Origin of the sequence: Mesorhizobium sp. M8A.F.Ca.ET.208.01.1.1, from assembly GCF_004791315.1 — a bacterium.
GTDB lineage: Bacteria > Pseudomonadota > Alphaproteobacteria > Rhizobiales > Rhizobiaceae > Mesorhizobium.
Window position 1 is genome coordinate 395,826 of record NZ_SRUT01000004.1, and the last position, 12,860, is coordinate 408,685.

13 protein-coding genes are annotated in these 12,860 nt (G+C 64.4%); 8 read left to right on the plus strand and 5 right to left on the minus strand.

The genetic code is table 11. The features are described 5' to 3' along the window. The first annotated feature begins 230 nt into the window (after positions 1 to 230). The gene (locus EN851_RS21520) at positions 231 to 734 is read left to right on the plus strand and encodes an invasion associated locus B family protein (protein WP_127278701.1); all 504 of its coding nucleotides are present in this window, start codon (positions 231 to 233) and stop codon (positions 732 to 734) included. Positions 735 to 788: 54 nt separating this feature from the next. On the opposite strand, the gene EN851_RS21525 is transcribed toward EN851_RS21520, so the two are convergent. Together EN851_RS21525 and EN851_RS21530 are read right to left on the minus strand one after the other, a co-directional pair. After that, entirely contained in the window at positions 789 to 2,144 is a 1,356-nt protein-coding gene (locus EN851_RS21525; RefSeq protein WP_135930004.1) for a chloride channel protein, read from the minus strand. Positions 2,145 to 2,352: 208 nt separating this feature from the next. Then, positions 2,353 to 2,652 (minus strand): hypothetical protein, encoded by a 300-nt coding sequence (locus EN851_RS21530; RefSeq protein ID WP_135863461.1) that lies wholly within the window; start codon positions 2,650 to 2,652, stop codon positions 2,353 to 2,355. Positions 2,653 to 2,920: 268 nt separating this feature from the next. On the opposite strand from EN851_RS21530, the gene rlmN reads away from it, so the two are divergent. Genes rlmN through EN851_RS21545 form a run of 3 tightly spaced genes read left to right on the plus strand, consistent with a single transcriptional unit; the run spans position 2,921 to position 5,081 of the window. After that, positions 2,921 to 4,156 carry a 23S rRNA (adenine(2503)-C(2))-methyltransferase RlmN gene (gene rlmN, locus EN851_RS21535; protein ID WP_135930005.1) on the plus strand — a complete coding sequence of 412 codons (1,236 nt, stop codon included), beginning with the start codon at positions 2,921 to 2,923 and terminating at the stop codon, positions 4,154 to 4,156. Then, a complete protein-coding gene (locus tag EN851_RS21540; RefSeq protein ID WP_135863465.1) occupies positions 4,153 to 4,602 on the plus strand; it encodes a hypothetical protein in 450 nt (149 codons plus the stop codon). Before rlmN ends, EN851_RS21540 begins: the two co-directional genes overlap by 4 nt. Then, entirely contained in the window at positions 4,599 to 5,081 is a 483-nt protein-coding gene (locus tag EN851_RS21545; RefSeq protein WP_135930006.1) for a hypothetical protein, read from the plus strand. Before EN851_RS21540 ends, EN851_RS21545 begins: the two co-directional genes overlap by 4 nt. On the opposite strand, the gene EN851_RS21550 is transcribed toward EN851_RS21545, so the two are convergent. Then, entirely contained in the window at positions 5,053 to 5,694 is a 642-nt protein-coding gene (locus EN851_RS21550; RefSeq protein WP_127280596.1) for a LysE family translocator, read from the minus strand. The genes EN851_RS21545 and EN851_RS21550 overlap by 29 nt on opposite strands. A 91-nt stretch (positions 5,695 to 5,785) precedes the next feature. After that, positions 5,786 to 7,837 carry a bifunctional diguanylate cyclase/phosphodiesterase gene (locus EN851_RS21555; RefSeq protein ID WP_245520785.1) on the minus strand — a complete coding sequence of 684 codons (2,052 nt, stop codon included), beginning with the start codon at positions 7,835 to 7,837 and terminating at the stop codon, positions 5,786 to 5,788. A 307-nt stretch (positions 7,838 to 8,144) separates the two neighbouring features. Between EN851_RS21555 and EN851_RS21560 the strand changes: the two genes are divergently transcribed. Beyond that, positions 8,145 to 9,368, plus strand: coding sequence for an argininosuccinate synthase (locus tag EN851_RS21560; protein ID WP_127872787.1), 1,224 nt, complete (start codon positions 8,145 to 8,147; stop codon positions 9,366 to 9,368). Between the two features lie 5 nt (positions 9,369 to 9,373). Further along, on the plus strand, positions 9,374 to 9,895 hold the full coding sequence (locus EN851_RS21565; protein WP_135916555.1) for a hypothetical protein: 522 nt from the start codon (positions 9,374 to 9,376) through the stop codon (positions 9,893 to 9,895). 48 nt (positions 9,896 to 9,943) lie between these two features. On the opposite strand, the gene EN851_RS21570 is transcribed toward EN851_RS21565, so the two are convergent. Beyond that, a complete protein-coding gene (locus EN851_RS21570) occupies positions 9,944 to 10,741 on the minus strand; it encodes a lytic transglycosylase domain-containing protein (protein ID WP_127872785.1) in 798 nt (265 codons plus the stop codon). A 296-nt stretch (positions 10,742 to 11,037) separates the two neighbouring features. Here EN851_RS21570 and EN851_RS21575 point away from each other — a divergent pair, with 296 nt between their 5' ends. Further along, positions 11,038 to 12,135, plus strand: a complete 1,098-nt coding sequence (locus EN851_RS21575; protein ID WP_135916554.1) for a putative zinc-binding metallopeptidase — start codon at positions 11,038 to 11,040, stop codon at positions 12,133 to 12,135. Between the two features lie 63 nt (positions 12,136 to 12,198). Continuing rightward, positions 12,199 to 12,798: a DUF1236 domain-containing protein gene (locus EN851_RS21580; RefSeq protein ID WP_127280417.1), complete on the plus strand. Its 600-nt coding sequence runs from the start codon at positions 12,199 to 12,201 to the stop codon at positions 12,796 to 12,798. The last annotated feature ends 62 nt before the right edge of the window (positions 12,799 to 12,860 follow it).

Sequence of the window (12,860 nt, forward strand, 5' to 3'; positions counted from 1 at the left end):
CGGCGCGTCAAAAGTCAAACTCTTGCCGTTTTCGTGGCCTCCAAGTCACCAAAGGGACGCCGTGCCGGCCGCTGACAAGGCGGCGGCGCGGAAATGGCGGCGGTTTCCTGGGGTGAGGGTCCTTTTCTCTTGGGAACTTCACCGTTTGGTAACCCAGATTAAATCAAAATGAACCGACGGCAGGACGCCATGCGTCCCGCCTCCGCACCATTTGGAATACGGGAAAAACGATGCGCGGATTGATTGCACTAGTTTCGAGCCTGGTCCTGGCCGCCTCGGCAGCGCCGGCGCTGGCGCAGCAGGCGACCAAGATCGGCCAGCACAATGCCTGGGGCACCTACAGTTACCAGGCGTCGGGCGGCAAGGTCTGCTACGTGCTGACCGTGCCGACCGACAAGCAGCCGCCGACGCTCGACCATGGCGACATGTTCTTCTTCGTCAGCCAGCGGCCCGGCCAGCAGGTATCCTATGAGCCGCAGTTCATCGCCGGCTACAATTTCCAGGAAGGCTCCAAGGCCACCGTCACCATCGACAAGAAGACCTTCTCGATGTTCACGCGCGGAAAATCGGCCTGGGTCGAGAACGCCGCCGAGGAGCCGGTGCTGATCGCGGCGATGAAGACCGGCACCGACATGAAGGTGTCGGCGAAATCGGGCCGCGGCAATCCCACGAACTATGTCTTCTCGCTGAAGGGTATTTCGGCGGCGCTGTCCTCGATCGCCAAGTGCAAATAGGCTATCTTCGTTTTTGAACCAAGGCCGGGCCGCAACGCCCGGCTTTTTGCTTTTTCAGCCCAGGCCTGATTCCGATGCGGCCTCCGCCCGCCGCCGCCGGATTGCCTCGGCGATGAAGACCCGCGACAGCGCGTGATAGAGCGGCTCGTGCGAAATCAGGCGCGCCGTGCCGTAGCCCAGCATCGAGGCCAGCATCAGGCCGATGACATTGTCGTGATTGCCGGTCATTTCGAGGATGATGACGAAGGCCGTCATCGGCGCCTGCACGACCCCGGCGAAATAGCCGGCCATGCCGAGCAGCGCCGCGACGCCGGCGCTGCCGCCGAACACCAGGCCGAGCGAACTGCCGATGCCGGCGCCGACCGCCAGCGAGGGCGCGAAGATACCGCCAGGAATTCCTGAAATCATCGATAGCAGGCCGGCTGCGAATTTCTCGGCAAAGAAGAACCAGGGCAGGGGCGTGCCTTCGACGGCGCTGCGCGCCTGCACGTAGCCGGTGCCGAAGGTCAGCCCGCCCGAGACGATGCCGATCACCGCCACGGCCAGCCCGCAGACGGCCGCCACCAGCAGCGCGCGCCACAGCGGCTGCAGCGCGTTCCAGCGCCGGATGCGCCGCGTCGCCTTCAGCGCCAGCAACGAGAACAGGGCGCCAAAGCCGCCGCCGATGACGCCGCAGACGATCACCAGCGGCCAGTCGGCGGCAAACGAGATCGTGTCCTTGGACACGCCGAAATAGGTGTAGTTGCCGAGCACGCCAAGCGAGGCGAGGCCGGCCAGGATGACCGCCGTCAGCACCAGCCCGTTGGTGCGCGCCTCATAGGTGCGGCCCATCTCCTCGATGGCGAAGACGATGCCGGCGAGCGGCGTGTTGAACGCTGCGGCGATGCCGGCGGCCGATCCGGCCAGGATCAGGCCGCGCGCCTGCGCCATGCCGCCCCAGCGTGCCGCCTGCAGCATCAGCGAGGCGCCGACCTGCACGGTCGGCCCCTCGCGGCCGATGGAAGCGCCGCAGAACAGGCCGACCAGCGTGAGGGCTATCTTGCCCACCACCAGCCGCAGCGACAGGATATGGCTGCGGTCGTCATCGTCGCGCAGGTGCCGGGCGGCGATCGCTTGCGGAATGCCGCTGCCTTGCGAGCCCGGAAAGAAGGCGTGCGCGAGCCATGCGCATAAGACAAAGCCGAGCGGCGTGATCGCCAGCGGCAGATACGAACGCCAGCCACCATCATTGCCGATCACCACATGGAACAGCGCCTGTGCCTTGTCGGCCAGCACGGCAAACAACACGCTGATCAGGCCGATCGAGATCGCACCCGCCCAGAACACCAGGCGCGGCTGCCAGACACGCCGCGATGCCCACATGGCGCGCGAACGCCGCAGCATGGGATGTCTTCGCGATTGGCCGGCCATGTCTGTCCTCGTGGGGAAACCCCAGCCGTAACACAGGCACGATGCCAATCAAGCAATAGTCTGATGATCGGACCGGGACCAAAGGGCCGCGATGTTGGGCGTCCGCTCGCGGGCATGGTTCACAAAGCGCATAAGCCCCCGTTCCATCGAAGTGAGAACTGCCCGTCCCGCCGGCCTCCAAGCCGGCGGGCAAGCGCTCGCGAGATCGTCACATGGCCATTTTTTCACATTCGGCCTGGGCCTTCTTGGTCGACGTATCGATCATGTAGGCCTTGCCCTTGGCGTCGGTCATCATCATCATGCAATGCTTGATGGGCTTGGCCATTTTCATCATGTCGGCGCTCATCTTCGCGTCCGGCATCATGGTGCCCATGTGCCCGTCCGGCATGATCGCCGTCACCTGGCCACCTTTCATCATGGTCATGGTGCCCATCGTATCTTCAGCAAACGCCTGCGAGGCGCAAAGAGCGGCGACGCCGGCAATGACGGCGAGTTTGATCGATTTCATTCTGCATACTCCCATTGTGCGGGGGCACAGTTGCCCCATTTCAGGGTTCGCCGATGGCTCGCCAGCCGTTACGCCAACACGAATATGTGATCGATCGCGCGCCGGCAAACAGCACCAGCCAGGCGCGGCTTGTCCACCGCGACCCGGCGGCGGGACAGGCCGCCCGATCGCCCGCGGCATGACTCTGCCGCCAAGCTGTGCTATGCGCCGCGCTTGACATCGGGCCGATGGATGAAATCGGCCGTAAACCGCTTATATCAGTGGAACCATGACCCTTTCACTCGACCTTACCGCCGAAGGCGCCCGCGACGCCTTGCGCGCTCGCCCCGTGCAGACAGAAAAGCCCTCGCTGATTGGCCTGACACGAGCCGAACTCGGCGAGGCTCTCGTCGCTTCAGGCATCGTGCCGGAGCGTCAGGCAAAAATGCGCGCCCAGCAGCTCTGGCACTGGATGTATGTGCGCGGCGTTTCAGACTTTGCCGGCATGTTCAACATCTCCAAGGACCTGCGCGCCGAGCTCGACAGGCATTTCACCGTCGCCCGGCCAGAAATCGTCGAGGAGCAGATTTCCGCCGACGGCACCAGAAAGTGGCTGCTCCGCTTCCCGCCGCGCGGCGCCGGGCGACCGGTCGAGATCGAAACCGTCTATATCCCCGAGGAAGGCCGAGGCACGCTCTGCATCTCCTCGCAGGTCGGCTGTACCTTGACCTGCTCGTTCTGCCACACCGGCACGCAGAAGCTGGTGCGCAACCTGACGGCGGAAGAAATCCTGGCGCAGTTGCTCACCGCGCGCGACCGGCTCGGCGACTTCCCCGACCGCGACACGCCCGACGGCGCCATCGTGCCGGCCGAAGGGCGCAAAGTCTCCAACATCGTCATGATGGGCATGGGCGAGCCGCTCTACAATTTCGAGGCGGTGAAGAAGGCGCTGCTGATCGCCTCCGACGGCGACGGCCTGTCCCTGTCGAAGCGCCGCATCACGCTGTCGACCTCCGGCGTCGTGCCCGAGATTTTCCGCACCGGCGAGGAGATCGGCGTCATGCTGGCGATCTCGCTGCATGCCACCAATGACGATCTGCGCGACTTGCTGGTGCCGATCAACAAGAAGTATCCGCTGAAGGAGCTGATCGCCGCCTGCCGCGCCTATCCCGGCCTGTCGAACGCCAGGCGCATCACTTTCGAATATGTGATGCTGAAGGACGTCAACGATTCCATCGAGGACGCCAAGGGCCTGATCAAGCTGCTCAAGGGCATTCCGGCCAAGATCAACCTGATCCCCTTCAACCCGTGGCCGGGCACCAACTACCAGTGCTCGGACTGGGAGACGATCGAGAAATTCGCCGACTACATCAACAATGCCGGCTATGCCTCGCCGATCCGCACGCCGCGCGGCCGCGACATCCTGGCCGCCTGCGGCCAGCTGAAGTCGGAATCGGAGCGCATGCGCAAGGTCGACCGGCTGGCGCTGGAGGCCATGATGATCGCGGGGCACGGCGAGGTGTGAGCCGTCTCGTCGCCGGCCTCACGCGCCTCGCCATAATAGCAGTCGGCTACGTCGCCGCCGTGCTGACCTCTATCCTGGTGCCCGTGCTGCTGATCGTTCTTCTGGCCGGGATCGAGGACGGCAACTGGTCGATCATTTTCACATTCGACTGGCTGGCCTCCTTCCCGCTCGCCGTGCTGACCGTGGCGATCTGCGCGCTGCTGATCGTCGGTCCCGCGATCTTCCTCGCCGAACGGCTGGCGCTGCGAGGATGGTTCTACTTCGCCGTCACGGGTGCGGTCACGTCGATCGCCTTCGGTGTTTTTGTCCCTGGCTCGGCAGGAGGCTTCGTTTTCAACCCGGGCTTCCTCGGTTTTCTGGCCGCGGCCGGTGTTGCCGCCGGCTGGGTCTACTGGCTTCTGGCTGGACACAAGTCCGGGCATCTCACGGGACGCGACCCCCCATGACCCGTCTCGTCGCCTATATCGTGCGCTTCGCCGTCATCCTGTTCGGCTACGCCGTCGCCGCGCTGGCGGCGAGCGCCTTCCTCAACGTCCTGTTCCTGGCCTCGCTCGGCTACGCGCCGGCGCAAGCCCATCCGGCGGCGACGGCATCGCTCTATTTTTCCATTCCTTTCGTCGCCCTGTTCGTTGCTTATTTTGGCTTCATGCCGGCCGCCGTCGTCATCCTGATTGCCGAAATCCTGGGCCGGCGCGACTGGCTGTTCTACGCGCTGGCGGGCGCGCTGGTGGCGGGGGTTTTCCTCGGCCTCGTCGACAATGTCCGCGAATCGGCTTTCGCGGTCACCGAGACCAGCGCCATCTTGGCCGTCATTGGCGGCGGCATGGTCGGCGGCATCTTCTACTGGCTCAGCGCCGGGCGCTGGGCGGGAAGCTGGTGGGAGGTCGAGAAAGCCCCTACTTCGCCTGGGCAGTCAGGATCTTGAGCGCGAAGGCCGAGAACACGCCGGCGAAGAGATAGTCGACCACCCGCGTCACGCGCGGGCTGGCCTTCATCGCCGCCGAGAATTTTTCCGCCGCCAGCACCATCGGCACCGTCACCGGGATCGACAGGACGATGAACATGGCGCCGAGGAAGAACAGCTTCCCGGGCGCGTTCGGATCGTGCGCGGAGACGAATTGCGGCAGGAAGGTCATGAAGAACAGAATGACCTTCGGGTTGAGCAGGTTGACGCCGATCCCCGCCGCCCAACTGCGCAGCAGCGAAATCCGCGGGCCTGTCTTCTTCTCCGGCGAGAAGGCCGAGCCCTTGGCGATCGCCTGCCAGGCCAGGAAGACGAGATAGCCGGCGCCAAAGATCTTCAGCACGAAGAAAGCCATCGGCGAGGCGACGATCAGCGCCGAGACGCCGACCACCACCAGCGTGGTGTGGATCAGCGTGCCGCACAACGCGCCGGCCATCGAGGCAAAGCCGGTGGCGCGGCCCTGGCTCAGCGTGCGCGAGACGAACAGCGTCATGTCGGGGCCCGGCGTGATCGCCAGGATCACGGTGGCGATCGCGAACTGGATCAGCGTGGTCGTATCGGGAATGAAGGACATGCAAGGCCTCGGGAAGGTCCCGAGCCTATACAAGATACGCCGCGCCGACGCCAGATGCGCAGGCGGGAGTATCCTCCCGCGGCGGGGTTTTCTAAGCCGCCGACAGATCGATCTCGGCCAGCGAATGGGCGGCCGCTCCGGTCAGCAAAATCTGGTCGATCGGCTTGGGGCGGCCGAGGAAGTAGCCTTGCGCCTCGTTGCAGCCTTCCACTTGCAGGATGGTGAGCTGGACATGCGTCTCGACACCTTCGGCAAGCACCGGAATGTCAAGGCTGCGCCCCAGTGTCAGCACCGCGCGGATGATCGCCTTGGCCTGCGGGCTGCGCTCGACATCGGCCATGAAGGAACGGTCGAGCTTGATCTTGTCGAACGGAAACGAGCGCAGCGTGTCGAGCGACGAATAGCCGGTGCCGAAATCGTCGATCGCGATCGTCACGCCCAGCGCCTTGATCTGGCGCAGCACGTGCAGCGTGCGGACCTTGTCGGCGACGATCGTCGATTCGGTCAGCTCCAGTTCGAGGCGCCTCGGCGACAGGCCGGTTTCGACCAGGATCTGGTGGACGAGCTTGGCGAGATCGGCATGGGCGAGCTGCACCGGCGACAGGTTGACCGCGATCTTGTGACCCTTGTCCCAGGACGCTGCCTGGCGGCACGCGGTGCGCAGCACCCATTCGCCGATCGCCAGGATCGAGCCGTTCTCCTCGGCGATCGGAATGAATTCGGCGGGCGGGATCATGCCATGCACCGGATGGGTCCAGCGCAGCAGCGCCTCGTAGCCGCAGGTGGCGCGGGTCGAAACCGAAGTCTGCACTTGGTAGTGGAGCGTGAGTTCGCCACGTTCGATGGCCTGGCGAAGGTCGGTGGCCAGGGCGCGCCGTGCCCGCGCCGTCTCGTCCATGGCCGATTCGTAGAAACAGACGGCCCGCGCCACGTCGTTCTTGGCCCGGTACATGGCCAGATCCGCATTGCTGACCAGCCTCTCCCGGTCGGCCCCGTCACGCGGATAGACGGCGACGCCGATGCTGGCGCCGGTAACGGTCTCGAAATCGTCGAGCAGCAGCGGCTCGAACAGGGACTTCTCCAGGCGTGAAACCAGGCCGAGCAGCTCGTTCTGGTCCTTGAATTGCTTGATGGCGGCGAATTCGTCGCCGCCGAGCCTGGCGACGAACTCGCCGTCGCCGGTCAGTTTCGCCAGCCTGCGGGCGATGATCTTGAGTGCCTGGTCGCCGGCCGCATGGCCCCTGAGATCGTTGATCTCCTTGAAGCGGTCGAGATCGATGACGATGACGGCCGTCATCGCGCCTCCCTCGCGTGCCCGCTCGATCTCATGGTCGAGGCGGTCGTTGAAGGAGACCCGGTTGGCGAGACCTGTCAGCGCATCGTTGAGGGCAAGGTGCTGCAGTCGCTCGAAGCTCTCGAGCCGGCCGCGTTCGTCGATCAGGTAGCTGGCAAAGCCTGTGGCCGCGACGATCAGGCCGACCACGGCGACGGCGACGGCCATCGCTTCGAGGATATCGGGATTGGTGCCCGTGGTGATGAAGGAGAGCGGCGTCACCGCCACCGCGGCCATGGCCGTGAAATGCAGGCCGACGATCGCCAGCACCAGCAATCCAATGCCGAGATAGTGCGACCAGCGATATGGCCGGCGCTCCGCCTGGCCGATCGCCACGGCGGAGAACGCCATCGCGATCAGCAGCGAAGCGACCACATAGCGGGCGTCCCATTCGACGATGCCGGCCACGTGATAGGCGATCATTCCGGTATAATGCATGGCACAGATTGCCAGCCCAACAAGGCATCCGCCCCATTCCGGCGCCAGGCCGCGGCTTTTGTCGAGGGCAAGACCGAAACCCGCCCCGGTTCCAACCATGGCGATGACCAGGGATATCATGGTGAGCGCCGGATCGAAGGTGATCGGCGCGCCGGGCTGATAGGCCAGCATGGCGATGAAATGCGTACACCAGATCGAAGAGCCGGCCGCGACCGCGGTCAGGAACAGCCAGCCCCGCATCTGCATGCCGACGGTCTTCCTGGCGCGATCCAGGAGACCGATCGTCACCCAGCAGCCGGTGACGCACATCAGCGCGGCCAGCAGGACAAGCCACAGATTATGCTCCGTGACGATGCAGGATATAACGCGCATCGAGGATGACCCAAGCCCGAGGATACCCGCGACGAACGGGCAAAAGCCGCTTCGGCGCCAACATGCGGCCAGGCGGCTCTGTCTTGGTTGTTTAGCGGCTGGGGGTGAAAACTTGATTAAATACGGCATATAAATGCAGCCACTGATTGTAGCAGGTTGTTTCCCCAACCCGTTCGGCTGCCCCGCCATTGGCTGGATCAGAAGGCTGGCGCCGCCTGCGCTTGCTCGCTTTGCGGTTCCTGCTAAAAGGCGCTCCGACAATCCGTGACGCCATTGCCTCAAGCGTCCGCTTTTCGACGGAGCAGAAATGTCCAAGACCAAAGACGTCAAGAAGGTCGTGCTCGCCTATTCCGGCGGCCTCGACACATCCATCATCCTGAAATGGCTGCAGACCGAACTCGGCGCCGAAGTCGTCACCTTCACCGCCGATCTCGGCCAGGGCGGCGAATTGGAGCCGGCGCGCAAGAAGGCCGAGATGATGGGCATCAAGGACATCCGCATCGTCGACGTGCGCGAGGAATTCGTCGCCGACTTCGTCTTCCCGATGTTCCGCGCCAACACCGTCTACGAAGGCACCTATCTCTTGGGAACCTCGATCGCGCGGCCGCTGATCTCCAAGCACCTGGTCGACATCGCCAGGGAGACCGGCGCCGACGCCATCGCGCATGGCGCCACCGGCAAGGGCAACGACCAGGTCCGCTTCGAGCTTTCGGCCTATGCGCTCAACCCCGACATCAAGGTGATCGCGCCATGGCGCGACTGGTCGTTCAAGTCGCGCACCGACCTGATCAACTTCGCCGAACAGCATCAGATTCCCGTGGCCAAGGACAAGCGCGGCGACGCGCCGTTCTCGGTCGACGCCAATCTTCTGCACTCCTCTTCCGAGGGCAAGGTGCTGGAAGATCCATGGAGCGAGCCGCCGGAATTCGTCCACCAGCGCACCGTGTCGCCGATGGACGCCCCGGATGCCGTCACCGAGATCGAAATCGAGTTCCTCAAGGGCGATCCGGTCGCGCTCAACGGCAAGAAGCTGTCGCCGGCCACCATGCTGGCCGCCCTCAACGATCTCGGCCGCGACAATGGCATCGGCCGACTCGACCTGGTCGAGAACCGTTTCGTCGGCATGAAATCGCGGGGCGTGTATGAAACGCCCGGCGGCGCCATCCTGATCGTGGCCCATCGCGCCATCGAATCGATTACGCTCGACCGGGGTGCGGCGCACCTCAAGGACGAGTTCATGCCGCGCTACGCGGAACTCATCTACAACGGCTTCTGGTTCTCGCCCGAGCGTCTGATGCTGCAGGCGATGATCGACAAGAGCCAGGAAGACGTCGAAGGCACGGTGCGGCTGAAGCTCTACAAGGGCAACGTCATGGTCACCGGCCGCAAGTCGAAGAAGACGCTCTATTCCGACGCGCTGGTCACCTTCGAGGACGACCGTGGCGCCTACGACCAGAAGGACGCCGCCGGCTTCATCCGCCTCAACGCGCTGAGGCTGCGGACTTTGGCCGCGCGCAACCGCAACAGCTAGACGGAATGCGCTGTCCCGGCCGATGCCTGGTGCCGCTGGTCCTTCTGGCGGCCCCAGCCATGGCCGGGGATTTCGACCCTGGCCCGCTCGACCTTGCCGCGCTGATCGAGTGCCGGGTCGACGTGCCCAGCTACAACGGCTTTGCCCTCTGGCTGGCAGGCGAGCCCAGCGTGGCGGACACGCTCGGCTGGAAAGAAGTTCCGTCAGGCAATCCGTTCCTGCGCCAATACAGCTTGCCCGCCCCGGTCCACGTCTTCGGGCGCGAGACCGGAGCGATCGTCTTTACCGCGACGGGCCCGATGGCGGTGCTTGACGGCATCGCCGCACCGGACCTCGCCCGCCAGCTCGACGTCCCGGCGACGGTCTCGACGCCTGGCAAATTCCTCGGCGAGAAGGTCGTGGCCGAAAACACCGAGGAAGCCGGCGGCGTGAGCCTTGTCACGCGCATCACGCTCAACGTCTCGACGGTCGAGTCCCATCCCGGCAAGGCGCTGGCCGGCTGCTCCTATGCGCTCGACGTGAAATGAAAAACCCAGCGCGGAGGCCGGGTTCTTCGTTCAATACCGCATGTTCGATCAGTTGGCGTCGATCGCGTCGGCGATGCGGGCGATGGCTTGCTGATAGACGTTTGCCGAATTCCAGCCGGCAATCGCGCCCATATTGGCGCTCGCGCTCGCGCCGGCCCGCCAGCCATGACCCTTGAGGTAGTTGGCGGTGGAAGCCAGCGCGGTGGCCTTGTCGCGCAGGTTTCCGTTGCCGACCGCATATTTCAAGACATTTCCGGGCAGGAACTGCGTGTGGCCGACCTCGCCATGCATGGCGCCGACCGACGAGGAGGTCAACGCGCCGCGGTCAACCAGCTTCAGGGCCGCGATGGCATGCGGGTGGAAATAGTCCGGACGGCGGCAATCATAGGCAAGCGTCAAAATCGCTGAGACCGTGTTCTGGTTGCCCATCGAGGCACCGAAGCCGGTTTCCATGCCCCAGATGGCGAGCAACACGCCCGGCGACACGCCGTAATTGGCTTCGATCTGGTTGAACAGCGCCGCGTTCGACTTCTTCAGCGAACGGCCCTTGGAAATGATCGCCGACCCGCCACGGCGTTTCATGAAATCGTCCACCGAGCCGCTGAAAGCCTTGTGGATGGCGCGGTCCGCGGAGATCGTCCTCGTTGCGTAGGTCGCGCCCGCCAGAGCGGCCAGGCCCCTCGACCCGACACCCTCGGACTTGGCCTCGGCGGCGAAATCCTGCTTCCAGGCGTCGAAGCCGGCGCCGGTCTTGCCGCAACTGGCCGCCGCCTGCGCGCCCGTTGCCAGCCCAAGCACCGCCACCATTGCGGCCGCTAAAATCCTACCCTTGGCAAGAAATGCCATGTTGTTCTCCTGATTGCCTGATTCACGTCCCGATTGCGAATTTGCCAGCGAAACGCGCATTTGTCACCGTCTGTGGCGCGATGCTGGCGAATGCCGGGGAATTTGCCTACGATCAAGTGATTATTATGGCGAGGCCAGGCATGAGAGACGTTGATGCCGGCCGTGGACAGCATCGGCGGGGCGGCCGGACCGGCGAAGCGAAATAGTCTCGATGGAGTGCGGAACGCCGGCCGGTGGTTCGCGTTTGGGCACGGGCCGCCATGCATCCTATGCCTTCCTGATGAATTGAGATCGACATGAAACTTTTCGACTGCCCGCATTGCGGCCACCGTCTCTATTTCGAGAACGCCCAATGCCTGAACTGCCGCAGTCTCGTGCTCTACGATCCCGAGGGCGCGCACTTTGTCTTGTCCGGCGTCGATGGCGCCATCCAGTGCACCAACGCCGACGAATGCGCCTGCAACTGGATGGCCGAGCCGGGGCAGGTCTTCTGCCGTGCCTGCGTGCTGAACCAGCTGATCCCCGACCTCTCCGTCGACGGCAACCGCCGCCGCTGGATCCGTGTCGAGGCGGCGAAGAAGCGCGCCATCTATTCGCTGCTCGCCTTCGGCCTGCCGGTCGCGCCCAAGCAGAGCCCGACGGACGAAATCGGGCTGGCCTTCGACTTCCTCGCCGATCCGATCGGTGGCGGCCCGGGCGGCGAACGGATTCTCACCGGTCACGACAACGGCCTGATCACGCTGAACGTCGCGGAGGCCGATTCAGCCGAGCGTGAAAGACGTCGCATCGAGATGGGCGAGAACTACCGCACCTTGCTCGGCCATTTCCGCCACGAGCTCGGCCATTATTACTGGGACCGGCTGATCCGCGACGATCCGCAAAGGCTGGAGGCCTTCCGCGCTCTGTTCGGCGACGAACGCGCCGACTACGAACAGGCGCTGAAGGTTTACTACGCCAACGGCGCCGCGCCCGACTGGCAGCAAAACCACATCTCGGCCTACGCCACCTCGCACCCATGGGAGGACTGGGCCGAGACCTGGGCCCACCACCTGCATATCACCGACACGCTGGAGATGGTCCATGCCCTGAACTTCCCGCTCGGCCGGCTGGAAACGGTGGAGGCGAACGAACTGCCACGGGGCGACACCGGCGGTGAACTGCAGGCAGCGCCTTCGGAGCCTGCAAACACGCCCGAGCCTTTCGACAGGATCCTTGTCCGCTGGCTGGTGCTGTCGGAAGCCTCCAATTCGATCAACCGCTGCATGGGCCTGCCCGATCTCTACCCCTTCGTCATTTCGGACGTGACGGCGCAAAAACTCGCCTTTGTTCACGACCTTGTGACCGATTTGCCGAAAGGCGCGGGAACAAATCGTGAGTTGGCTCGCGCACTTTAGCCGGAACGCATGCGCCGCTGCCCCGTTTTCACAGCCGAGGGGTCACGAAAACGGAGAGTACCCATGAAATCCTTATTGTTTCCCGCAATAGCCGGGATGCTGACCGCAATGTCTGGCGCCGCATTGGCCGATACCGCTGTCTCGGCGGTCACCGATCTCAATGTGCGCGCCGGTCCGGGTCCGCAATATCCGGTGATCGGCGTGCTCGCCGCGGGCCAGTCGGCGACGCTCAACGGCTGCATCGAAAACAGCAAATGGTGCACCATCGCCGAAGCCGGCGGCCAGGGCTGGGTTTATTCCGACTACGTCACCGCCGATTTCGGCGGCAGCCGTGTGGTGCTAACGCAGCGCCGCTCCGCTGTCGCCGTCGTCTCGCCGCCGGAGGACATCGGCAACTACTCCACCGACTATACCGGCGCGATCATTTCCAGTGATCCTGTCGTAGGCGAGTTCCCCGCGCCGCCGGCCGCGGTGCGGACCTATGTCGACACCCACCGGCTGGACCCCGTCTATCTCGACGGCGAGGTGGTCACCGGCGCGACCCTGCCAGACACGGTCGAGCTGCGCGAAATTCCTGACTACAACTACCGTTATGTCTATGTGAACGGCCAGCGCGCGCTGATCGATCCGCAGACACGGCGCATCATGTACGTGGTGCGTTGATAGACGCCGGCGGTCGCCGTCGCGGCCGCTGGCGACACCTGGGTTGGCGATCGGGGCAAGCC